Source organism: Streptomyces sp. NPDC007808, from assembly GCF_042868655.1.
Lineage (GTDB): Bacteria > Actinomycetota > Actinomycetes > Streptomycetales > Streptomycetaceae > Streptomyces.
In genome coordinates this window covers 1,223,200-1,245,868 of the sequence record NZ_JBIAEQ010000001.1, presented here as the reverse complement: position 1 = coordinate 1,245,868, position 22,669 = coordinate 1,223,200, and the positions used below count along the sequence as shown (strand labels likewise).

Below are 22,669 nucleotides of genomic sequence, written 5' to 3'. Positions count from 1 at the left end.
AAGCAGCAGGGTCAGTGGTGGCGGTCGGTCGCCAGGCGGGCGAGGTCGGTCAGGGCGCGCCGGGCCGGGTGGGGGATGTCGAGCGCGTCCAGGTGGCCGACCGCTTCCCGGGCCCGGGAAGCGATCATGTCTTCCACCTGGTCGGGCGCACGAAGTGCGCTCATCAGCTCACGTACCTCGTACAGGTGCTCGTCGGTGAGGTCAGCGCGTCCCAGTACCGCGGTGAGGTGCTCACGTTGGGCGGGCAGCGCGGCGTGCCAGGTGGCGGCGAGCAGGGCCGTGGGCCGCTGTCCGCGGATGTCGTCCAGGCTCGCCTTGCCCGTGCGGCTGGGCTCGCCGAACAGGCCGAGCAGGTCGTCGCGCAGTTGGAACGCCTCCCCCAGCGGGATCCCGTACGCGGAAAGTCCGGCCCGTAGGTCGGGAGTTGCTCCGGCGAGCAGGCCGCCGATGAGCAGCGGCTGCTCGACGGTGTACTTCGCGGTCTTGTAGCGCACCACCTTCAGTGACACGTCCGCGTCCGGGCTGGTGCCAGTGCTCAGGATTTCCAGGCACTCCCCCGCGATCAGCTCGCGAGCTAGCTCGGCCCACATCGGCCGCGCCCGTGCGAGGAAGGCGGCGGGCAGGCCGCTGGTGGCGAACAACTGTCCCGCCAGTGCCATCAGATGGTCCCCGACCAGCATGGCCAGCGAGCGGGCGGCAGAGCGGGCTGTCGGGGAGCGGCCTGTGACGGCTGTCTGGAGAGCGACATGGGCGGTGGGCAGGTTGTGGCGCAGCGGGCTGTCGTCGATCAGATCGTCGTGCACCACTGCGGCGGCATGGACCAGTTCCATCGCGGCCGCCGCACGCACGAGGAGGTCGCTGTCGGGCTGACCGGCGGCACGCCATCCCCAGTAGCAGAACGCCGCGCGCAGCCGCTTGCCGTGCCGGGCCGCTGCCTGCAACTGCTCGGCCACCGGCTCGAGCGCGTCGTCGATTCCGACGAGTTGCTCGGCTTCTTCCGCGAGGAATGCGGTCAGAACGGTGTCGATTCGGCCCTTGAACTCAGCGGGGTTCCAGCGCTCAGACATCGGCGCCGTGAACGGTTCGCCGGGCTTTCGCATGCTGGGCCAGAACCTCGAGGTGAGCGACAGGCCCGGCAGCACAGCGGTCCAGAGCGATACGCCCACGAGACATGAGGTCCTGCTGGGCATCGGCCACGATCTCGGCACCGTCGGAACGGCGCATCAGCCCCTGCAGGCTTCCCAGAGCCGAGCTGACAGTGGTGACGGCCAGATCCGCCACCCCCGCTGCCAGCAGTACCGCCTGCTCGTCCCAACCCCGGCTGCCGTGCACAGATGACATGCCAGACTCCCCCACTTCCGACGGCCTTTGTCGACACAGGCAGGTCAGGGCCTTGTGCCGATCACAGCATGACCACCCGACCCGCTCGGGATGCCTGCGCGACCGCATCGAGTGACGAGTGCGAACTCACGTGCGGTCTGCAAGGAGTGCGGCGGTGAGGCTGGCCGCCACGCAGGCAAATTCGGCGCCGACCCGGCCGATGGCCGCTCGACGGCAACAAAGTGCTCGTGCAAGGCGCCGCCACGGGAGGCAGGCCAGGTCGACGGAGGCGTCTCGGACGCGGACCGCCGCTCCCGGCTGAAGCAGGACGCAGACGTAGATCATGGCCGGGCCGAATGACGAGCGTAAGGACCAGCTCTCGGTCTGCATGAGTCTTGCCCCGAACGCTGAGCTGTGGCTGACTGGCAGCGGCGTCGAAGGAGTGGGGCCATGGGTCACTGGGTCGTGATCGCGGAGTACTACAGCGACGTGTACAGGACCGAGTTCCTCTGCCGTGAGTTGGAAACCAAGGACGAGGCGTTGAAGGCACTCCGTGCCGCCGTCCACACTTACTCACCGAGCAAACACATCGTCGAAAAGCGGCGCCACGTGTACCGCTTCACCGACCAGGAGACTTACCTGGTGGTGATCAAAGGCAAGTTGACGGAGTGGGAGTGCACGCTGCGCATCGCGGAGCTGGTCTCGGACTCGACCGACCCGGCCGTGGCCCAGCGGGCGGAGATGGGTGACGGCGCGGCAGGGGTGACCGACGGGCCGCAGGACCGGATCCCGCCTGGCCGCTGAGCGGCGGACCGAACTCCGCTCCAGCCATCGCCTCCTGGGAACGCGGCCTGGGGGTCACGCAGGTCGACTGCAGCGCTCCGCCGACCTACTCCAGCATCGAGCGGGCAGGTGAGCCGCCCAGCCGTGCCTGTGGTGCAGCCAAGGGCCTGGGAAGTTCACGGTGCCGATGACGCTGTACAGCACGTCGTACGGCCGGTCATCGCCCGCAGGCGGCCACCGCGTCGGACAGCACGATGCGCAGGCGAGGGGCGAGGTGGGCGCAGAGATCGGTTGACATGGTGCGCTGGGCGGGCGAGGCGCCTTCGCGCACTCCTCCAGACAACTGTATGTCCCGCGCCCCCGCACGGCTCCTTCAACAGCACCTCGCCGAGTCGTCGGGCTCAGCCGCGAGGCCCTACCGCGGATCGCAGGCCGAGCCACTGTTCGGCGTCCCAGGCCCGATACCGCTCCACTTCGGTGAACCCCAGCTTTGTTGCGAGGCGCATCGAAGGGATGTTGGCGGTCTGGGTGGCGAGCACCACCGGCTCACCCGGAAGGACGTCTTCGAGCCAGTCCAGTGCCGCCGCGCACGCCTCTGTGGCATAGCCGAATCCCCACGCCCGCGGCAGGAACAGGTAGCCGAGATCGACCTTCCCAACGGCCGTGGGGCAAAGGTGCTCCGTTACTCTCCCGAGAAGTACCTGGCCGATCATCGCCCCGCCGAGATCGACGACGAAGCTCCCGGGTCGCCGCCCCGGCGCCTCGGGCATCTCGCGCTCAAGCTCGTCACGCGAGCGGGGGCCACCGAGATAGGTGTACACCTTCGACGAAGCGTGCAGTTCGATGAACACCGCACGGTCCCGGGCCTCAGGCTCACGCAACACGAGCCTCTCGGTTTTGATCGGTGCAGGCGGCCACGCAACAGGTCCGAGATCATTCATGTCAGCCAGCCAATCAGCGGCCTCAGTAGCGATCAAGACTCGCGGTCCCTCTTGGCTACCAATCCCTTCGAGATGGCTTCACACAGGCCGTGACCAAGGGAAAACACGGCCACGTACCGGCTAAAACCGAGCCACTCGACCCACCTGGTAGCCATCCAGGGGCGCTCGGCGTCCGCCGACGCAGCACTGAATTCCGCGCAGGGCGCGAGCCCCCTTGTCCTCGACCGTGTTCTGTCCTTGCGGATGCGTTCCCTGGCCACCAAGATCGGCAAGGAGACAGGCCACGACCCCGACGGCTCGGTCGCTGCCTGGGTGTGGGCGGACTGGAACTGGTCGCCCCACCGCTACGAGGTCTACCTCTCGTTCATGCACGCAGCCGCCCGTCAGCTGGCCTCCACCGGCGCCTGGCCGCCTGGTGCCGCCCCCGACCTGCTCGAATGCGCGCTGTTCAACGCCGGATGGAAGTAACCCGCTCCTTTCCCCTGCCAGGCAGTGATTCAGAGCAGCCCGGCCGTCCGCTTCAAAGGACACGCACCAGGACGAGTCGAGCGGACGTCGACGGGGACGGGGCCGGATGCCATCTCCGCGTGCCCTGGCCGACCCTGTTCCGGGGGCAGAGACGATCCGCCTCGCCTGAGCCGCTCCGACCGCTGAGCCACGGCGCCGGCGGGAGCCCGGCGCCCGGGTGGCGGGGTCACATCGGCCGTCCCACCGCGGTGGCCCTCACCCCGCGTCCGGACGCCGCAACCGTCAGCAGGAACTGCCGCAGGACGACGAGCTGCTCCCGCAGGACGACGAACTACTGCTGCAGGAAGATGAGCTACTGCTGCAGGACGAGCTTCCGGAGCAGGATGAGGAACCGCCGCAGGAGGAGTCGGACCCCGAGCCGTCGCAGGCGTCGCCCGCGGCGTACCAGGACGAACCGCTGAACGAAGCCCCAGCGGCTCCCGTCGCCGACGCCGCACCCGGGCCGCTGCTGGAGGGGCCCCAGGTCCGGTGTCCCTGGCCGCTCCCCCAGCCGTACCCGGATGCCTGCCGGCCCAGGTCGTCCCAGGCACGCCGCCAGGCCCGACGCACGAGCCACGTACACAGCACGGCCATCCCCAGCACGGCAGCGGCCACTACCACCACAGCAGTCATGATCGGTTTCCCCCTTCCACCGGGCCGGGCGCCCGGGGTGTCGGGACGATGCCCGCCGCACCGGCGGCTTCAATCCCCTCTTGAGCAAGCCCAGAGGTTCGGCCGCCCTCCCCCACGACCGGCGGGGGCCCGGAGGTCGCGCGGCCCGTCCTCGTCCTGGCCGGCGGCAGGACGCAGCGATCCTCAAGGCCTGGTGCGGGGATCGGCCGGTGGGATGTTCCAGTTGGACCGAAAGATGTTCTCCAGGTCGTAGCGGGACTTCACCTGCCGCAGCCGGGCGTACTTCTGCGGTCCTCCGTACGCTTCGGTCAGCGCACGGACGTCGTCGCCCTCCCCGGCGTTGAGCATGTTCAGGTAGGTCCCCGGTGCCACGCACGCCCCGAGCCGGCCGACGGCCTCCCGTGCCTGTCGTGCGTACGCGGCGTCCCACCGCGGGTCCTGCCAGTGCAACAGGAACTCCAGCCACCACGGATACTCACGGTGGGAGAAGGCGCTGTCCGGCTCCCGGACGTCGCACAGTGCCCCGCCGAGGCTCAGAAGCACGATCTCCCCGCCCATCGGCATCTCTCCCCAGAAACGCACGATCTCGGATATCGCCCCTTCGTCCAGCCCCCGAAGATGCGCCTCCTTGGTGTAGTAACGCCTTCCCTCGGGAAACTCGGCGTCCATGAGCCGCTGCACACGGTCCGCGAACGGCAGCACGAGGCACTCCCGCGCACAAGGTCTGCCCACCTGAGTGAGGCTCCGCAACTGTGCGGCCGCGGGGTCGTCGACGTCGCCGAGCCACATGGCGATCAGCAGCAGCCCGGGCTGACCCACGCGATCGGCGGGCACGAAGGGATAGGGCGGCAACCGCTTTTTCAGTGACGCGTGCCAGCCGATCGTCCTGGGCAGTCCCGGGGCGAGGTCCGCGTATGCGGCGAGCGCCTCATGCGCCTCCTCGGGCCGGTAGAGCGACAAGCATGCCGGGACCGAATCGGTGCGCTCGGAGGGTGAACCGGGTGACGACCCCGAAGTTGCCGCCCCCCGGCCCCGCAACGCCCAGTAGAGATCCGCTCGCTCGGTGGAGGAGGCTTCGACGATCCGGCCGTCGGCGAGTACGACTTCGCACGCCTCGAAGTTCTCACAGGTCAGCCCGTAAGAGCGGGTCAGCCAGCCGGTGCCGCCGCCCAGCGCCAGGCCGCCCAGTCCCGTCTCGGACACCGTTCCGGCCGGCACCACCAAGCCGTGCGCGGCGGTGGCCCGGTCCACGTCGGCGAGGCGGCAGCCGCCCTCGGCCTCGACCAGGCCCTGGCCGGTATGCACCGTCACCCGGCGCATACCGGAAAGGTCGACGGTGAGTCCGCCCTCGCACAGCGCCTGGCCCGAGACGGAGTGTCCCCCTCCACGCACCGACAGGGGCAGGCCTTCCGCCCGGGCGGCGCTTACGGCGCGGACCACATCGTGGGCCGAGGTGCACACGGCGATCGCCGCGGGCCGACGGTCCACCATGGCGTTCCAGACAGCGCGCTGCTTGTCGTAGTCGCTGTCTCCCGGCACCAGCAGCCTTCCTCCGAACTCGGGAGCGAGGGCGGCCAGCACCCGACGTGCGCCGACCGCCTTCAACGCGCCGAACCCGGCCGACGCGAGGTCCGGCCGCCTTGGTCGGCACCTGCCATCCGGTAGACGGCCATCAGCAGTTCCTGAGCCGTCGGGTTCGTCTCCCAACTGGTCGCGGCAGGCGGTCCGAACCCCGAGAGGAAGGCGACGAGCCGTTCCTCGCGTCGGGACCCCGGATGCCGATCTGGGCGGCCGGCGCCGCCCGTTGCGGCGGGGACGTACGTCTCATCCGTGGAAGTCGGCCGGGCGGGGCGGTGCGAGGAGTTGCTGGAGCGCATGAGGGGCATGAGCGTTCTCCCAGTGTTCGATGATCAGTCCGTCGGCGAACCGCCAGAGTCCGCAAAAGGGCATGGCCACGGTTCGGGGACGGGAGGCCCGCAGCGTGCCGAGGACGGCACCGAAATAGTCGTTGGCGACGATACGTTCGGTGTCCATCACGAGGGTGTCGTCAGTGGCCCGGACGAGGTCGCGCTCATGGGCCAGGACGGCGTCCTTTCCCCGGAGCACCCGGCCCTCGTCGGTGCCCCGGTTCGCCGGGTGCAGGACGATGTCCGGGTCCGCGAAATCCGCCAGGCGCAGAAGATCGGCGTAGACCACTTCCAGGATGCGTACATGCGGGTGGACGGAAGCGGACCCGGAGGTCGCGGGGGCGGTCATCGGGTGGCCCCCTGCGCCTCGGGGCGCCAGGGCGTGGCCTTGGCACACAGCTTCTCGATCTCGCTCCACTCCCTGTCGCTGAGCCGGAGTCCGGCCGCCGCGACGTTCTCCTCGAGGTGGGAGACCGACGTGGTCCCGGGGATCAGCAAGGTGTTCGGGGAGCGGTGCAGCAGCCAGGCCAGACCGAGTTGGGCACCGGTGGCACCGTAGCTTCCGGCTACGGTGGTGAGCACGCCCTCCGGGCCGACCAGGTCGCCGTGTCCCAGCGGGAACCAGGGAATGAAGGCGATGCCGTGCTTCTCCGCGTAGTCGAGGACGTCTTCGCCTGCTCGGTCCGCGATGTTGTACAGGTTCTCCACCGCGGCTATCTCGGTGATCCGCCGTGCCTGTTCCAGCTGTTGCACGCTCACTCCGGGCTGGCCCGAGAGTCCGATGTGACGGATCTTTCCCTCCCTTCGCAGATCCGCGAGCGTTCCGAGCTGGTCCTCCAGCGGTACCGCGTCGTCGATGCGATGCAGCATGTAGAGGTCGATGCGGTCCAAGCCCAGCCGGAGGAGGCTGACCTCGACCTGCTGGCGCAGGTACGCGGGCTGTCCGAGCGCGACGATGTACGGGGAGCGGTTCTCCGCCCTGACCCAGTCGTCGGGTCCGCTGCGCAGCATCCCGCCCTTCGTGGCGATGACCAGCCCCTCCGGGTAGGGGTGCAGGGCGGTGCGGATGAGTTCCTCGTTGTATCCGGGCCCGTAGGAGTCCGCCGTGTCGATGAAGTCGATGCCGAGTTGCACGGCGCGTCGCAGGACCGCCACCGCGTTGTCCGGATCGTCGGAGGGCCCCCACATGCCGGGGCCGGTCAGATGCATGGCGCCGTAGCCCATGCGGTGAACGCGCAGGCCGTCGGCGAAGGTGAAGTGCGTGGCAGGTGTGACGGTCAGGGTGCTCATGACGTAGCGCTCCTCTCGACGGGGCGGGCGGGGGTCTGTTCGTCGCTGGAGGCGGTTGCCGATCCGCCGTCCAGATGCCTGTCGCCGTCGCCCAGCCAGGTGCCGATACTGATCTCCGCGGTGATCCCGGGCCCGAACCCGGCGACGATGCCGCGGTGCCCGGGTCGCAGGGTTCCCGAGGCGATCAGCCGCCGGAGCACGTCCAGGACGACTGCGGAGGCGATGTTGCCGCAGTGTGTGAGCGTGGCGCGGCTGAAGGAGAAGCGGTCCGGCGCCACGCCCAGGAAGCGGGACAGGTCATCGAGAATGCGGGGGCCGCCGGCGTGAATGACGTAGAAGTCGAGTGCCGAGGCGTTCCAGCCGTGGGCGGCTGCCACGTCCCGCAGGGCGGGCGCGAGTTGTTCCATCGTGCGGGGTACCCGGCGGTCGAGGCGGAAGTGGAACCCGGTGTCTTTCACGGCGTAGCAGATCCAGTCCTCGGTCTCCGGGACCAGCCGGGAGCCGTGGCCCTCCAGACGCAGGCCATGCGCGGAGTGCGACTTGACCACGGCGGCGGCGACCGCGTCGCCGAACAGGCCGTTCGACAGCAGATTGCCCACGTCCAGGTCGTCGGGCTGGTAGCACAGCGAGCAGAATTCGCAGGAGACGATCAGAACGTTGGAGCCGGCGTGGGACGCGCAGAAGTCATGGGCGCGGTTGAGCGCCGCGCCTCCGGCCGCACAACCGAGCTGTGCGATCGGAATCTGGCACGTGTCGTACCGAAAGCCCAGCTCGTTGATCATCCACGCGGTGAGGGACGGCATGGTGAACGCGGTACAGGACACCAGGACGATGGCGTCGATGTCCGCCGCGGTGACTCCTGCGTTGTTCAGGGCACGGTTGACCACTGTGGGGATGCGGGCCTTCGCCTCACGCACGTAGACCTTGGTGCGCTCCTCGACGCCGGGGTGACGAAGGGTGCGCTCAAGGGGCTGGATCAGATGTCGCGTGCGCACGCCTGTGTTGGAGATGAGTTTCAGCGCCAGGGGCAGCTGATCGTGGTCACCGTGCAGACGCTCCGCGAGGTGCAGGGTGTCCTCCATGGTGAGGGTGTGCTCGGGAACGCTTACCGCAGGGCAACAAAGGACAGCCATGGCACTCCTTTGGTGTTTCGGGTTCGAGTTCGGCGCGGATTTCGACTCGGGCAGGCAACGCCGTTGCGTGACCTGCTGGTCGGCCGCCGCCGGCAGCCGTGCCTCACGGCTGTGAAGGCGCCGCCGAGGTGCTGCTTCTCAGTTCGGCACCGGGGGGCACATCATCGGTTAGCCGCAACCGGGCAAGGTCTAACGGCCGTTGAGGGCTCGTGCCGTGAACGCGTTGAACGGCCCGGAACGAGGTCGCCGCCGTTCGGTGAGAGGCAGGCAGACGGAGCCCCTTAGAGGCCCACCCGGCACCCCAGGTGTCAACCGCTTTCCTTCCTGCGCGGCAAGGAGCGGCCGCCTCAGCCAGGCCGGCCTCTCGTGTCGGCGTCTCGCGCCGGCCCGTCGTCTCGCGCCGGCCTGTCGTCTCGTGTCGGCCCGTCGTCTCGGCACGACGGGCCAGCGTCTCGTGTCGGCGTCCTCTTGGATCGACGGTGCACAGTGACGCTCACGAGCCGTGCGGAGGCTTTCTGACCGGCGCCATGAGACCGCGTGCCTGCTCGCACAAGCCGACCGCTCTGGGGTGGCGTGGGAACGCACTGAGGGTGTGGATGAGGTCCGCGAGGGCGCGATCCGCCTGAGCGGAGCGCAGGAAAGGGTAGAGGTCGAGGCAGTGCTGCCAATGACTGCACGCCTCCTCCAGGCGCCCGGCTTCGAGCAGCAGATGGGCGAGACGCGCGTGGGTGAGCGCCGCCGGCCGGCGCTCCCTCGGCGAGCGCGCATGGACCGCGTCCTGGAAAGCGGTGACTGCCTGGTCGCGCCGCCCCAGGGCATACAGGGCCCGGCCCCGCTGGTATGCGAAGGCCGCAGCCGGATAGGAGGTGAACGGCCCCCCGTCGCCGGACGACTGCCGGAGTGCGTCCTCGGCATCGGCGAGATCGGCGTCTGCCCGACGGGAATCGCGCAGCAGGGCGCGAGTCAGGGCGCGCTGGCTCAGCACGTACGCACGGATGCCCGCAGGTGAGCCGGGTGGCGCGTGCCTGGCGGCCGCCGAGGCGAGATCTGCCGCCTGCCGGATGTGCCCGAGGTTTGCGGCCTGGGTGCTCATGGCCCGTAGCACGATGGCACACATCAGCCGATCACCGGCTGCGTGCGCCAGACCGAGGCTGGTTCTGAAGTAGCTCTGAGCGAGTCCCTGATGTCCCGCGTCCACCGTCATGACGGCGAGCAGATGGGTCAGTTGAGCGACTGCCGTCAGAGCCTGCCGGTGCAGCTCGTCCGGCGCCGGTCCGGAGATGAAGCCCGCTCCGTCGTCGGCGAGGTAGGCCGCGAGCGCGCTCCGCGCATGGTTGCCGCCGTGCGCGTCGACGCCGGCCGCGAAAAGCCGTGTGGCCGCTCGGAGTATTGCCAGGTCGGCGCGAACGACCGGACGTCCCACGGGCGAGCCGCGAGAATACGAGGGGGTGTGCCACGGGGGCACGGACGCACCTGAGAGGTCGAACACGGTCTGGGTCAGCAAGACGCGGCGTTCGGGATCGACTTGCGCCCTGCACATGCGGACGAGGCGCCGCACGGGGTCCGGCTCCTCCTGTGGTGGCGGCACGGAGTCACGTGTCCCGTGCCGCCGTTCGCCGGGGGCGGCCACGAGTCCGGTGTCCTCGGCAGTGATCAGCCGACCACATCGGTGACTCAGTGCCTGGCCCACCAGATCGGCCACGGGGCGACGAGGGCGGGACCCCTTCAACCAGTGCGCCACAGCTGTACGGTCGTAACGAAGCAGATAACCCTGCTGGCTCCCCAACGCATTCACAGCCCTGGCAAGTTGAGCTCCGTTCCAGTCGGCTTCTGCGAGAAGGGCGGCGAGTCGTGCGTTCGGCTGTTTAGGGGACATCCACTCTCCGGCGTCACGGAATTGAGCGTTCCAGTAGTGCGCGCGTGTGTGACCCGCGGACGTCCGCCCAGAACACCGCCGTTGGCCGACGTCCGCTTTCCGCATAGGAAACGCTTACCGCGCAACCGGTACCGACATACCTACCCGGCGGACGACACCCGCTACCGCGGGCCAACGGACTGCCGGGTACGCAGGTGTATATCCGAAGCCGTTCCGGGCGCATATCCGAAGCCGTTCAACGCATTCACGCATCCGCGGCCTTGTGCAGCTTCTCTTGCCGCTCCGTACGGCGCTGTAATGGAGAGTCACCGCGCCGGTGCCGCATCGATGCCCAAGGCAAAGCCCTGCCGAAAGGCCCCAGGTTCGGCCCGCCGGCGCCGCCCGTCAGGCGTCGGCACCGTGGGTGCCGCCGGCGTCCAGGGGAAGGGTAAGCGCGTGCGTACGGGTGCACGCCGACGCGTCCCAGGTTGTCCCGGCAGCCACCCACGACGAAGGTTCTGCAGAGTGCGGATCATGCAAGATCCATTCATCTTCGAGGCCCTCGTCCGGTCCCACGACCAGGACCGACCTCATCGGCCGGATGCCCGTACGCTCCGACAGTCAGGGAGGAGCCGCACATGGACACCGACATGTCCAGCTACGCCGACAGTTGGGAGGCCTACTGGGCCGCCACAGCGTCCAACAGGCAACGGTCGCTGTGGGACTGCGACCCTGAGTTCGCCAGTGCACGCGACCTGCCGCGCTTCGCGCCCCACCTCGACCCCGAGCAGACGCTGATCGACATCGGTTGCGGCAACGGGACCCAGACCCGCCACCTCGCCCAGCACCACCGGCGGGTCATCGGGACCGACGTTTCCGCCTCCGCCATCAGGACGGCGCGTGCCCAGGATCCCGACAACACCTACCTGGTGCTCGATCTTCTCGACCCTTCAGCTGTGCAAGCTCTGCACGCAAGGCTCGGAGACGCCGGTATTTACATGCGCGCCGTCCTTCACCAGATACGACCGGAGCACCGTCCCGTCTTCGCGGCCTCTTTGCGCACCCTGCTGGGCACCAACGGGATCCTCGCCTTCGTCGAACTTGCTCCAGGCGCCGAGGAGTACCTGCATCAGCTCGTGAAAGAATACGGTCCTCTCCCCGACCTCACCCGAGTCCTCGACACCGGTGTCCGCCCCGGCAGCGTCGATCGTGACGAGGCACTTGCCCTCTTGGGCGCGGACGAGTTCATCGTTCTTGCCGAATCCGACACCACCGTCCACACCACCTACACCCTGCCGACCGGTCGGCGCGCTGAGGTACCCGCCTACTTCATGGCGCTGCGCCACGCGTGAACGGGACGCGGCGAACCATCGGGAGGTCGGATTCGCCAGTGAGCGCCCTGCCAAGCACCTTCACGCATTGCCGTCGAAGTTTGATCACCCGTAGTTTCGTGCCATCGAGGATCGAGTGATACAGGTGCGGGGGACAGAGCGGTGGACGAAGACCAGTGGCTGCTGCGGCATGGGCTGCATCCGGATGGCTCCGGCATTGACGAGGTACGGGTGCTTCTGGGTGAGCAGACCCGGCTCGAACGCCAAAGCCAGGGGTATGGCGACACACCTTTGATGAAGCTCTGCTGCGTCCAGTTGTTCCACGCCGCTGTCCCCGACGATGTCCTCCTGATCTGGAAGGCCAAGACGGCCAGCTTTGACGCCGACTGTTCCATCGACATCCAGCTCCTGTGCGGTGGCGGGTTGGAACGGACCAAGGCGTACCTTGCGGCGCACCCGGCGAAGGAGAGTCAAGCAGCATTGGCACGCCTGCTGTACTGCGAAGAAGCCGGGGACTTCGACGGCTTCTCGCCAGCTGAGCAGTCTGCCGCGTACGCCGCGTATTACTCGTGATCCACCGCCCACTCAACCCGATCGACCCTCGTTGACAAGCGATCGACAACCTCACCGGTGGTAGGTGAGGGGTGGCGGGTGGTCGGTGGCACTCCGCTGCGCCTCGGCCGGACGACGGCCACGGCCAAGGCCACCGCCGCCACCGCCACCGCCACCGCCACCGCCACCGGAAGGATGGCGTCCCGTGCCTACGTCTCGGGCTCGATCCTCGAGACGGACAGCCGGCCCGGGTGGCAGCCGCCGCCGGCCGGCGGGACTGCCGCGTCCGCGACCGCTCGCTCCGCTGGGAAGTGACCGCGGTCTCCCGTCATCCGGGTGAGCGCCGTGCGTGCGGCTTCGGCGATGACGTGGTCGAAGGGATCGTTCATGCTGGACTTCTCCCCTGGCCATCGCCGTCCGCGGCGGGCGCGCCAGGTGTTTTCCTCCGTGCGGAGCAAGCCGCGCGTCCGCCTGCCGGTACGGCACTTCCGCGACGTCCACAGGTGATGTCCCGTGTGCGCCCTTGCACACACCTGCGGGATTGCTCTGCGAAGCCGGCTGGACGCAGCAGGCCCTGTGCGGGCGCGCGGTGGTTCGCCCTCCAGCCACGAATGCGCGCGGACTCGGACTGGCCGGGGACGCGTGCTGTCGTCCGCGCGCAGCCGCGCCGCGCGCTGGAGCGCCTGACGCCGCACTGCTGCCCTACCGCCGTTGCGTCGTAGCCCGGCGTGGGATGCGCCGCATCCAGCGGACGCGGCGGCTGCGGGAGGCACTCGACCTGGCGGAGCACCTCGCGGCGGCCCTCCGGAGGTGCTGCGGAGGGGGCGCGGCAGGCGATACGGAAGTTGAACCGCCGCATATTTTCAACACATACGGCCCTGCAGCGCGCCACGCACTCTGGTCGGCAGGGCAGTCGGGCAGACATGAGCAAAGGAACGGCACACACGCGAGGAGAGTGGGACGAACGGTCTCGTGCGGAGTGGGGGGTGGTGCATCTTTTCCCCGGCCAGGGTGACTTCCCGGTGGCGCCGCTGCTGCGCGCGGCCACGGAGCACAAGGGGGTACGGGCTGCCGCGGACGAGGTCTTCACGGCCGTCGACGCCGTGGCGGCCGAGCGGGGGCTGCGACCGCCGGGGCCCTGGCTCTTCGGCCCCGAGCCACCGCGTGGCCGCGACCTGGCGCGCGCCGAGCCCGGTCTGCTGCAACTGTGCCTGTACGGGGCGTGCCTGACGGCGCATCGGGCCTTGGTGCTCCGGCACGGTGAACCCCGCGCCGTACTGGGGGTGAGCTTCGGGGAGATCCCCGCGCTGGCCGCCGCCGGCGTCTACGACCTCGGGGACGGAGCCCGGATCGCACTCGACCTGGCCGCGGTGCAGTCCGTCTGCCCCGGCGGGCTGACACTGCTCGCCTGCGGGGAGCACGCGGGACAGGCACTGATCCGGGCCGCGGGCGGCGGGGCGGTCGTGGCCTGTGTCAACCACGACGCCGAAATCGTCGTCAGCGGCTCGCCGGCACACCTGGCAGCGGTCCAGGAAGTGGCGGCCGCCGCGCGGGTGCGGGCGGTGCGGCTGCCTCTGCCGTTCGCGGCCCACCATCCGGACCTGAGCGCGCAGGCGGAGCGCTTCGCCGCCGCGGTGCGCCGCTACCCGCGGCACGCTTCGCGCCGCCCGGTCCATTCCGCCGTCGCCGGGCGGGCCTACCGCGCCGACGACGACCTCGCGCTGCGACTGGCCGACTGCCTCATCCGGCCCGCACACCTCCCGCAGGCCGTACGCCAGGTCGCCGCCGCGCGTCCGGCGGCGCTCTACGAGGCCGGTACCGGCGGCTCCCTCGCTCGCAGCGTCCGCGCCGTGCTGGGGCGGACGGCACCCCAGGTGCACGCCCCGCTGGCCGACGAGGCCTTCCCCTGGTGAGCGGTGTGCAGCACCGCAACCCCTACGGCATCAAGTCATCCGGAGTCATGGCATGAACGTGTCCCCAGCGGGGCGGCGCACCGCGCCCTCCGCCCGATCGGAACTCGACCACATCGTCCAAGGCCCATGCGACGCGGCCTTCATGGAGCAGCTGCGCGTCGCACTGGTCCCGGCCGACGAACCCGCGGAACGCTCGACCTCGGCGCCGGTCCGGCGGCTGCGCCGACTGGTCCGTCTGCTGCCGCCCGCCCGTGACCTGTACCAGGAGCCGGCGAAGCTCGCCGCCCTGCAGGCGTGGGCGGCCGTCGCCGACCCGGCCCTCAGCATGGCCGCGCTCATCCACTACCAGCTGTGCCTCGGCTCGTTGGTGATGCTCGGCCCCGACCCCGACCGGCTCAAGGACGTCTTCGAGGCCTTGGAGAGCGGTCGTGCGAAGGGCTGCTACCTGATCACGGAGGTCGGCTCGGCCAACAGCCACCTGGCCACCCGTACCGAGGCCGCCTGGGATCCGCGGACCGGGGACTTCGTGCTCCACACCCCGGACCCGGGTGCCGCGAAGTTCGGCAGCACGGGCCCGTCCGGCGGCGCCCAGATCGCCGTCATCCTGGCCCGCCTGACCGTGCGCGGCACCGACTGCGGGGTGTTCGCGTTCGCCGTCGACCTGACGGACGAGCGCGGTGCGCCACTGCCCGGCGTGCGGATGTCCTCCGCGCTGCAGACCGGCACGCTCCCCCTCGACCACGCCCAGGTGTGCTTCGACCGGCTCCGGCTGCCCGCCCGGCGCTGGCTGAGCGACTCGGCCAGGATCGACGAGGACGGTATCTTCCACGACCCGCTGGGCGCCCCGCAGCGCCGACTCCAGCGCACCTTGTGCGTCGGTCAGAGTCTGTGGGGGACCCTGCCCTCCGCAGCGGCGGCCGTCAGCCGCCAGTCCGCGCTGCTGGCCCTGCGCTACGCCCGGCACCGCCCCACTCAGGGGCGCCTGGCGCCCGGTGTGCCGCTGCTGCGGTACCGCACCCAGCAGCACGCCGTTCTCGGTGCGTTCGCCGACGCCTTCGCGCTGAGCTGCGCGGCAGGACGGGCGCGGGAGCTGTGGGCCGCCTCGATGCGCCAGGAGGCACACGGGACGGAGGGCGACTGCGCGGCGGGCGACGCGATGTCCTTCGGCCCCTGGGCCGCCGTCAGCCGCCCACTGGCCGCCTACAAGGTCCACGCCGTGCGTACGGCCGCCCGTGTCATCGGTGACTGCCAGGACCACTGCGGCTTCTCCGGGCACCTGGATGTGAACCGGCTGCCGGGCTATCACGGTTTCTTCCGCGCCTTCGAGGCCGCCGGCGGCGACTGCAAGCTGATCCTGTTCGACCTGGGCCGCGCCCTGGCCGCCGAGGAGCATCCCGACGCGGGGGAAGTCCCCGGTGGGCACGGCGGCGCCGACTGGTGGGCAGCGGTGTGCCGAGCCCGCGAGCACGCACTGGCCCACCAGCTGAAGGAACGTCACACACGCCTGGGGGGCGATGAGTTCGACCGCTGGAACCCGCTGCTGGGCCGGGCGGGCCAACTCGGCGAGGCATACGCGCAACGGCTGGCGGCCGAGGACACCGCCCGCGTGGTGGCCGACGTACGAGACCCGCAGCTGCGGGCCGCCCTGGAGCCGCTGGCCGCCCTGCACGGGGTGCTGGCGGCAGGACGGGCGGCCGGTTCGCTCCTGGCCTGCGGAGTGCTCGACCGGGAGCAGGTCGCCGGGCTGCCCGAGTCCGCCGACCGGCTCTGTGACGCGCTGCTGCCCCGACTGCCGCTGCTGGAGGAGGCGTTCGGCCATCCCCGGGAAGTGGTGGCCGCTCCGCTCGGCGAACCCGACTACCACCGGGCACTCGCCGAAACCCTGAGCTGGCGGACGGGAGGGGATCCGGCATGAGCACCCGTCCGAACGGCATGTCCCGGCACCGTATCGGCGTCCTCGGTCTCGGCGGACACCTCCCGCGGCGGGTCCGCGCCAACAGCGAGGTCGCGCGCGCCGCCGGGGTCAGCCCCGAGTGGATCAGCGAGCGCACCGGCGTACACGCCCGGCACGTCGCCGCTCCCGGTGAGGCAGCCTCCGACCTGGCGGCGGCCGCGGTGCGTTCCGCCACCCGGGCTGCCGGGATCGAGCCCGGCGACCTCTCGCTGCTGATCTGCGCCACCTCCACCCCCGACGAACTGGGCCCCGCCACCGCCTGCCGTATCCAGGCGGCGCTCGGAGCCCGAGAAGCCGTCGCGCTGGACGTCAGCGCGGCCTGCTCCGGCTGGCTGTTCGGCACCAAGGTCGCGCACGACTGGCTGGCCGGATCGGAGCGGCCCGGCTACGCGGCCGTGGTGGGCGTCGAGGCGTACTCCAAGTTCCTCGACCCCACGGACCGGGCCACCTCGGTGCTGTTCGCCGACGGCGCGGCCGCCACCGTGCTCGGCCCGGTGCCCCACCCGTACGGCTTCACGGACTTCGCCCTCGGCTCCGACGGCACCCGCGCCGACTACGTGCTCATCCCGGCCGGCGGCAGCCGCATGCCCGCCGACCCCGGGACCCTGCGCGGCGGTGATCACCGCATCCGGATGGACGGGCGAGCCGTGAGCCACTTCATGGACCAGATCTTCCCGAGGATCGTCGCGGACGCGCTCGACCGCAACGGCCTCACCCTCGACGACCTCGCCTGCCTGGCCTCCCATCAGCCCAATCCCGCCGCTCTGCGCCGGCTCGCCGCGCGTGTGGGCGTGCCGGAGGACCGCCTGGTGATCATCGGCGACCGGGTCGGCAACATCGGCGCCGCCAGCGCCCCGTACGCGCTGGCCACGGCCGCCGCCCAGGACCGGCTGCGCCCCGGCGACCGGGTGCTCCTCACCGTCTTCGGCGCCGGCATGACCTGGGGCACGGCCCTGCTGCACTGGAGCGGGGCCCGTTCCGTCGGCATCGACATCGCCCGCACTCCAGTGGACACCGACCACGAAAGGCACGTCAGCTCATGAACGCACCCCGCCACGGAAGCATCCTGGACGCCTTCCGTCTCACCGGCACACGAGCCCTGGTCACGGGCGCTTCCCGGGGCATCGGCCGCGCCGTCGCCGAGGCCCTGGCCGAGGCGGGCGCGGACCTGGCGCTGTCCGCCCGCACCGAGGCGGCTCTGGAGGAGACGGCACGGGCCGTGGAGGCGCACGGCCGCAAAGCGGTCCTCGTACCTGCCGACCTGGCCCGGTCCGGCTCCGCGCAGCGGATCGTCGACGCCGCCGCCTCGGCGCTCGGCGGGCTCGACGTGCTGGTGCACAACGCGGGCGTGCTGCCCGTCGCCGAGGACGGCACCACGGCGCTGCTGCCGCTCCAGCAACTGCCGCAGCAGGCATGGGACTCCGTCATCTCGGTCAACGTCAACGCCACCGCGGCGCTGTGCCGTGCCTCGTACCCGTACCTGACGGAGTCGAGGCAGGCGAGCGTGGTGCTGATGTCGTCCGTCGCGGGACTGGTGGGCACTCCGCTGATGGAGTCCTACGCGGCGTCGAAGGCCGCGCAGATCTCACTCGCCCGCAGCCTCGCGGCCGGCTGGGCCCGACAGGGCATCCGCGTCAACGCCCTGTGCCCCGGCTGGACGCACACCGACATGACGTCGTTCGCCTACGGCACCGCTGCCGTCTCCGACTGGCTGATGGCGCACGTCCCCCTGGGCCGCTGGGCGGAGCCGGCGGAAGTGGCCACCGCGACGCTGTTCCTGGCCTCCCCGGCGTCCTCCTTCGTCACCGGGCAGGCCCTCGCGGTCGACGGCGGTCTGGCCGTCCCGGACGGCGGTCTCGCGGGCATCCCCAAGCCGCCCTCACCGTTCGCGGCCTGACCGCTGTCACCCCTGACCGCATGCCTTGGAGAGAACCGCTGCCATGTTCCCTGTCACCTTCGGCCCACCCGGTGCCGGCACCACGGCCGTGATCGCCGGAACGGGCGGTTGCCTGCCGGAACTCGTCCTGGAGAACGACGACGTGATCACCGTCGGCGCGCTGCACACCACCGACGAGTGGCTGCGCGCCCGCACCGGCATCGCACGCCGTCGGCGCGCCGCACCCGGGACCGGCACCGGCGCCCTCGCCGCCGGGGCGGGCCGCGCGGCGCTGCGCTCCGCGGCCGCGGCGCCCGGCGGCACGCCCAGCCCGGACCTCGTCCTGCTGGCCACCACCACCCCCGACCACCCCTGCCCGGCGAGCGCACCCGAAGTCGCACACCGGCTGGGGCTGAACGGCGTTCCCGCGTTCGACCTCGCCGCGGTCTGCTCGGGTTTCGTCTACGCACTCACCGTCGCCACCGCCCTCGTGCGCGGCGGGGTCTGCTCGGCGCCCCTGGTGATCGGCGCCGACACCTTCTCCAGCATCCTCGACCCCGCGGACCGGGAGACCGCCCCCCTCTTCGGCGACGGGGCGGGCGCGGTACAGCTGCGCCGCGGCAGCGCGGACGAGCCCGGCGCCGTCCTCGCCGCCGACCTCGGAGCGGACGGCGCGGGACGCGACCTGATCACCGTCCCCGGTGGCGGCTCCCGCGACCCCCGGGCACCCGATGACGACGTACGCCGCGACCATCACTTCGACGTACGCCGCGACCATCACTTCCGGATGCGCGGCCGCGAAGTGTACGCCCATGCCGTGCGCCGTATGACCGCCTCCAGCCGGGCGGTCCTTGAGCGGCTCGGCTGGCCCGCCGACGACGTCCGCGCGTTCGTGGCCCATCAGGCGAACCAGCGGATCCTGGACGCCGTCGCCGACCGCCTCGGCATCCCGCCGCAGCGGCGGCTCGGCAACCTGGGCGAGCTCGGCAACACCGCCGCCGCGTCCATCCCGCTGGTCCTGGCGGACACCTCGGCCCACCACGGCACCGAACCGGGAGCGCGCACCCTGCTCACCGCGTTCGGCGGCGGACTTACCTGGGGATCGGCGGCGCTGACCTGGCCCGCCTGCGAACCCCGCATCGCACCACCCGAACCCACCGGCAACTCACCAAGGAGCAAAGCATCATGGCTTGCGAAACACTCGTCCACTCCTCGGATCCCGTCGACCGGCACCTCGTGACCGTGCTCCACGACAAGTTCGAGGTGCCGCCCGAGCACATCCGGCCCGAGGCGACCCTGGAAGACCTCGGCCTGGACTCGCTGGCCGCCGTCGAGCTGTACGTGACCCTGCAGGAGCAGTGGCAGATCCCGCTCGACGACTCCGAGGCCGGCACCGGGCTGACCGCGCATCAGATCACCGACACGGTCCGCCGTCTGCGTGCCCACTCCGACGCCGACGGAGGTACGGCGTAGTGCCCGCGACGCCCCCGCCGAGCCTCGCGGTCACCGGTGTCGGCCTGGTCACCCCGGCCGGCACCGGCACGGAGCCCACCTGGGAGGGGGTGTGCGCGGGGCGCTCCACCGCGGCAGACGACCCCGAACTGGCCGGGCTCCCGGTCCCGATCGCCTGCCGCGTACCGGATTTCGACCCGCGCACCCACGCCCGGCTGCACCAGTCCTGGCGTTTCGACCGCGCCACGCACCTGCTGCTGGGCGCCGCCCGCGAAGCCCTCGACAGCGCCGGCTGCGACAGCACCGCCTGCCCACCCGAGCGCATCGCCCTGGTGACCGGCTCGGCCGCAGGCGGGATCGGCACTCTGGAGGCGCAGCACCGCAGCCTGCTGGCCACCGGGCCGGACCGGCTCTCACCGCACACCCTGCCCGCGTACCTGCCCAACATGGCCGCCGGACACGCCGCGCTGGAACTCGGTGTCAAAGGCCCCGCGCTGCACACGTCCACCGCGTGCGCGTCGGGCGCGAGCGCTGTCATCACCGCCGCTCTGCTGCTCACCGCCGGGCAATGCGACATCGCCCTGGCGGCCGGGAGCGACGCCATGGTGACACCGCTCTGCGCGGCGGCCTTCGCCAAGATGGGCGCCCTCTCCCGGCGTACGCACGACCCGGCCCGCGCCTCGCGGCCGTTCGACAGGGAGCGGGACGGCTTCGTCCTCGCCGAAGGCTCCGCGGTGCTGGTGCTGGAACGCGAGGAGGACGCGCGAGCACGGCGGGCCCGTCCGCTGGCCCTGCTCGCGGGGCACGCCACGACCACCGACGCACACCACCCGGTCGCCCCCGACCCGGACGGCACCGGCCTCGAACGGGCCGTGAGGGAAGCGTTGACCCGAGCCGGCGCCGGGACGAGGGACGTCGACCACGTCAACGCGCACGGCACCGGCACCGCGCTGAACGATCGTGTGGAGGCCGCGGTGATCCGCCGTCTGTACGACCGTCGCCCCCCGTCGGTGACCTCGGCGAAGGGCGTCCTCGGCCACACCATGGGCGCGGCCGGGGCCATCGAGGCGGCGCTCACCGTGCTCTCCATCGCGCGCGGCGCCGTCCCGCCCACCGCCAACTTCACCGCGTTCGACGACTGCACCGACGGCATCGACCTGGTCACCGACACACCGCGCCACCACGCCGTCCGGCTCGCCCTCAGCCACTCCCTCGGCTTCGGCGGCCACAACACCGTCCTTGCCTTCCGCTCCGTCTGACGGGGCGGCGGGCCGTGACGGGCCGGGCACGGTCGCAGGCCACGCATGGCGGCAGGGTGCCGCCGCCGAGCAGCGGCCAGGCGGGGCGGAGGCAGCCGACGCCCTCCTCACCGACCACGCCCCGCGGCCCTGTTCGAACAGCAGCAGCCGTCTCCCTCGCTGCACCGCGGCGCCTGGCTCCGCCTGCGCGATCTGCGGCGCCTGGCTCCGCCTGCGCAACCTGCGGCACCGCGCATACATCTGTCGCTTGCACCCACCGCAGTGCGCGACTGCCGGCCTGCGAGTCGACTCGCACTCGACGCTGTCCGGGACGGGGCGCCTCCGCTTCGACCATGCAGGGTCCCGGCTGGACACGTTTTGTGTATGTTTCTATTACCGACCGGTGCCGCTTTGTCGCACGCGCACGCCGCGCGCGCCCCGCGTCGGGCCCCTGGCAGAGCTGTGGCCATCGGAGCGTCACATGGGACAACGCCCAGCCGACTCGAACCACACCCTCCGCACGCTTCTGGCCGAGGCCGGATGGACTCATGCGGAACTGGCACGGGCCGTCAACGCGGCCGGGGCGGAGAACGGTCTCGCGCTGCGTTACGACCGTTCCTCAGTGGCCCACTGGATCCGAGGCACCCGCCCCCGTCCCGAAGTCGGCCCGCTGATAGCCGAGGTGTTCACGCGCAGGCTGCGCCGCGCCGTCGACGCAGCCGATCTGGGCTGGTCCGACCGGCCCGGGCAGACGCCAGGTACCTGGTTCGCCGGGCCGCAGCAGGACGCGGTAGGCCGTCTGGCCGCTCTTTCCCGAGCGGACGCCGAGACCGGGCGGCACACGGAACTGTCCCGGCCCGTCTACAGCGTTCGTCCGGTCGGGGCGTCCCCGTGGTCGTCGGGTCCGGTGTCACCCGGCGTACGACGTGTCCTGTCGCGACGGCGGGTGGGCGACGACGAGGTGCGCACACTCGGGGATTTCGTCAAGGTCTTCTCCTCTTTCGGGCAGGGGTACGGCGGCGGCGCCGTGATTCTGGCCTCCTGCGTCAGTCAGGTGGCGACCGTGTGGTTGTCGGCGCTCAGCACCGATGACGTCCACCGGCGCCTGCTCTCCCAAGCGGCCCGCCTGTCCTACCTGTTGGGGCGGATGCGCTTGGACGAATGGAGCCACGGCCCGGCGCAGCAGTACTTCTTCCTCTGCCTCGACCTGGCCAGGGAGGCCGACGACCGGGTCATGTACGCCCTGGGGCTCAGAGCGCTCAGCGCGCAGGCCCGCGAACTCGACCATCGGCGGCAGGCACTGGATTACGCGCAGGCCGCGGTGGATCACCTCGACGGCGGGGCGGCGCCGCCCGTCCGTTCCTTCGTACACGCACAGCTCGCCGTCTCACGCGCCGATGCCGGCGACCGCTCCCTGGCATCGGCCTCGTTGCGGAGCGCGGAACACTGGGGCGGGGCGCCGTACGATCACGACCCGGGTGATCCGTTCGACTTCTACCCGCCGAACGGACTGCGGTTCCAGAAGGCGCGGTTCCATGAGGCGTCGGGCGAACCGGGCTCCGCCATCCGCGAGTTGCGCGTCGCGGCGGAACGCGGCCCGGAGGAGCGACTGCCGCGAGCGCTGACCCGTGCCCGGCTCGGCGCGCTGCTGCTGAGACAGGGCTACCTGGAGGAGGCGTGCGCCGCATGGCAGGGCTTCCTTGAGGACTATCCCCGCTTGAACTCGCCCCGAGCGGATCGCGAGTTGCGTTCCTTACGCCGACAGCTACGGGTGTACTCCAAGAACGCCCTGGCGCGATCGTTGCTGCACCGGGCTGCCCGGGTGGCAGGTTGAGTGGACGGTGCGCGCGGGTTACGGGTGATCGCCTCCGCCCGTCACGGAGGAAACGCTGGGTTTGCCTGGACCCCGTGCGGACCGCGTCGGTCCTGGACGGAGGCGGTCCTGGTACGGACGCGGCCCTGGTACGGAGGCGGCCATGGTCCG

21 protein-coding genes are annotated in these 22,669 nt (G+C 71.0%); 12 read left to right on the top strand and 9 right to left on the bottom strand.

The genetic code is table 11. The features are described from left to right. Positions 1-11: 11 nt before the first annotated feature. Together ACFYNL_RS05385 and ACFYNL_RS05380 are read right to left on the bottom strand one after the other, a co-directional pair. Entirely contained in the window at positions 12-1,067 is a 1,056-nt protein-coding gene (locus ACFYNL_RS05385) for a polyprenyl synthetase family protein (protein WP_388796725.1), read from the bottom strand. Next, the gene (locus ACFYNL_RS05380; protein ID WP_388796722.1) at positions 1,060-1,341 is read right to left on the bottom strand and encodes a polyprenyl synthetase; all 282 of its coding nucleotides are present in this window, start codon (positions 1,339-1,341) and stop codon (positions 1,060-1,062) included. The genes ACFYNL_RS05385 and ACFYNL_RS05380 overlap by 8 nt, the downstream gene beginning before the upstream one ends. 429 nt (positions 1,342-1,770) lie before the next feature. Here ACFYNL_RS05380 and ACFYNL_RS05375 point away from each other — a divergent pair, with 429 nt between their 5' ends. Next, complete coding sequence (locus ACFYNL_RS05375; RefSeq protein WP_388796719.1) at positions 1,771-2,124, top strand: hypothetical protein; 354 nt, start codon at positions 1,771-1,773, stop codon at positions 2,122-2,124. Positions 2,125-2,504: 380 nt separating this feature from the next. Here the strand turns inward: ACFYNL_RS05375 and ACFYNL_RS05370 are convergent, their stop codons facing one another. After that, positions 2,505-3,044, bottom strand: a complete 540-nt coding sequence (locus ACFYNL_RS05370) for a GNAT family N-acetyltransferase (protein WP_388797343.1) — start codon at positions 3,042-3,044, stop codon at positions 2,505-2,507. Positions 3,045-3,287: 243 nt separating this feature from the next. On the opposite strand from ACFYNL_RS05370, the gene ACFYNL_RS05365 reads away from it, so the two are divergent. Next, positions 3,288-3,512: a hypothetical protein gene (locus ACFYNL_RS05365; RefSeq protein ID WP_388797340.1), complete on the top strand. Its 225-nt coding sequence runs from the start codon at positions 3,288-3,290 to the stop codon at positions 3,510-3,512. An 855-nt stretch (positions 3,513-4,367) separates the two neighbouring features. Here the strand turns inward: ACFYNL_RS05365 and ACFYNL_RS05360 are convergent. From ACFYNL_RS05360 to ACFYNL_RS05340, 5 genes are all read right to left on the bottom strand, one after another. Beyond that, positions 4,368-5,723, bottom strand: coding sequence for an FAD-binding oxidoreductase (locus ACFYNL_RS05360; protein WP_388796716.1), 1,356 nt, complete (start codon positions 5,721-5,723; stop codon positions 4,368-4,370). 285 nt (positions 5,724-6,008) lie between these two features. After that, a complete protein-coding gene (locus ACFYNL_RS05355) occupies positions 6,009-6,440 on the bottom strand; it encodes a nuclear transport factor 2 family protein (protein ID WP_388796714.1) in 432 nt (143 codons plus the stop codon). Further along, positions 6,437-7,381: an aldo/keto reductase gene (locus ACFYNL_RS05350; protein WP_388796711.1), complete on the bottom strand. Its 945-nt coding sequence runs from the start codon at positions 7,379-7,381 to the stop codon at positions 6,437-6,439. Before ACFYNL_RS05350 ends, ACFYNL_RS05355 begins: the two co-directional genes overlap by 4 nt. Then, positions 7,378-8,514, bottom strand: a complete 1,137-nt coding sequence (locus ACFYNL_RS05345; protein WP_388796709.1) for a type III polyketide synthase — start codon at positions 8,512-8,514, stop codon at positions 7,378-7,380. The genes ACFYNL_RS05350 and ACFYNL_RS05345 overlap by 4 nt, the downstream gene beginning before the upstream one ends. A gap of 493 nt (positions 8,515-9,007) precedes the next feature. Next, a complete protein-coding gene (locus tag ACFYNL_RS05340; protein WP_388796706.1) occupies positions 9,008-10,216 on the bottom strand; it encodes a tol-pal system YbgF family protein in 1,209 nt (402 codons plus the stop codon). Between the two features lie 791 nt (positions 10,217-11,007). Between ACFYNL_RS05340 and ACFYNL_RS05335 the strand changes: the two genes are divergently transcribed. Beyond that, positions 11,008-11,721: a class I SAM-dependent methyltransferase gene (locus tag ACFYNL_RS05335; RefSeq protein WP_388796703.1), complete on the top strand. Its 714-nt coding sequence runs from the start codon at positions 11,008-11,010 to the stop codon at positions 11,719-11,721. A 141-nt stretch (positions 11,722-11,862) separates the two neighbouring features. Then, on the top strand, positions 11,863-12,273 hold the full coding sequence (locus ACFYNL_RS05330; protein WP_388796700.1) for a hypothetical protein: 411 nt from the start codon (positions 11,863-11,865) through the stop codon (positions 12,271-12,273). A gap of 188 nt (positions 12,274-12,461) precedes the next feature. Here ACFYNL_RS05330 and ACFYNL_RS05325 read toward each other — a convergent pair whose 3' ends face one another. Next, a complete protein-coding gene (locus ACFYNL_RS05325; RefSeq protein ID WP_388796697.1) occupies positions 12,462-12,641 on the bottom strand; it encodes a hypothetical protein in 180 nt (59 codons plus the stop codon). A gap of 597 nt (positions 12,642-13,238) precedes the next feature. On the opposite strand from ACFYNL_RS05325, the gene ACFYNL_RS05320 reads away from it, so the two are divergent. The 8 genes from ACFYNL_RS05320 (at position 13,239) to ACFYNL_RS05285 (ending at position 22,519) form a co-directional block, all read left to right on the top strand. Beyond that, positions 13,239-14,165, top strand: coding sequence for an acyltransferase (locus ACFYNL_RS05320; protein WP_388796694.1), 927 nt, complete (start codon positions 13,239-13,241; stop codon positions 14,163-14,165). Positions 14,166-14,217: 52 nt separating this feature from the next. Then, positions 14,218-16,080, top strand: coding sequence for an acyl-CoA dehydrogenase (locus ACFYNL_RS05315; protein WP_388796690.1), 1,863 nt, complete (start codon positions 14,218-14,220; stop codon positions 16,078-16,080). Further along, positions 16,077-17,162 (top strand): 3-oxoacyl-ACP synthase III family protein, encoded by a 1,086-nt coding sequence (locus ACFYNL_RS05310; protein WP_388796687.1) that lies wholly within the window; start codon positions 16,077-16,079, stop codon positions 17,160-17,162. The genes ACFYNL_RS05315 and ACFYNL_RS05310 overlap by 4 nt, the downstream gene beginning before the upstream one ends. Beyond that, positions 17,159-18,016: an SDR family NAD(P)-dependent oxidoreductase gene (locus ACFYNL_RS05305; RefSeq protein WP_388796684.1), complete on the top strand. Its 858-nt coding sequence runs from the start codon at positions 17,159-17,161 to the stop codon at positions 18,014-18,016. The genes ACFYNL_RS05310 and ACFYNL_RS05305 overlap by 4 nt, the downstream gene beginning before the upstream one ends. A 43-nt stretch (positions 18,017-18,059) precedes the next feature. Further along, positions 18,060-19,235 carry a beta-ketoacyl-ACP synthase 3 gene (locus ACFYNL_RS05300; protein ID WP_388796681.1) on the top strand — a complete coding sequence of 392 codons (1,176 nt, stop codon included), beginning with the start codon at positions 18,060-18,062 and terminating at the stop codon, positions 19,233-19,235. Next, positions 19,181-19,468 carry an acyl carrier protein gene (locus tag ACFYNL_RS05295; RefSeq protein WP_388796678.1) on the top strand — a complete coding sequence of 96 codons (288 nt, stop codon included), beginning with the start codon at positions 19,181-19,183 and terminating at the stop codon, positions 19,466-19,468. Before ACFYNL_RS05300 ends, ACFYNL_RS05295 begins: the two co-directional genes overlap by 55 nt. Then, on the top strand, positions 19,468-20,706 hold the full coding sequence (locus ACFYNL_RS05290) for a beta-ketoacyl-[acyl-carrier-protein] synthase family protein (RefSeq protein ID WP_388796675.1): 1,239 nt from the start codon (positions 19,468-19,470) through the stop codon (positions 20,704-20,706). Before ACFYNL_RS05295 ends, ACFYNL_RS05290 begins: the two co-directional genes overlap by 1 nt. A gap of 460 nt (positions 20,707-21,166) precedes the next feature. Continuing rightward, complete coding sequence (locus tag ACFYNL_RS05285) at positions 21,167-22,519, top strand: tol-pal system YbgF family protein (protein ID WP_388796672.1); 1,353 nt, start codon at positions 21,167-21,169, stop codon at positions 22,517-22,519. Positions 22,520-22,669: the final 150 nt, after the last annotated feature.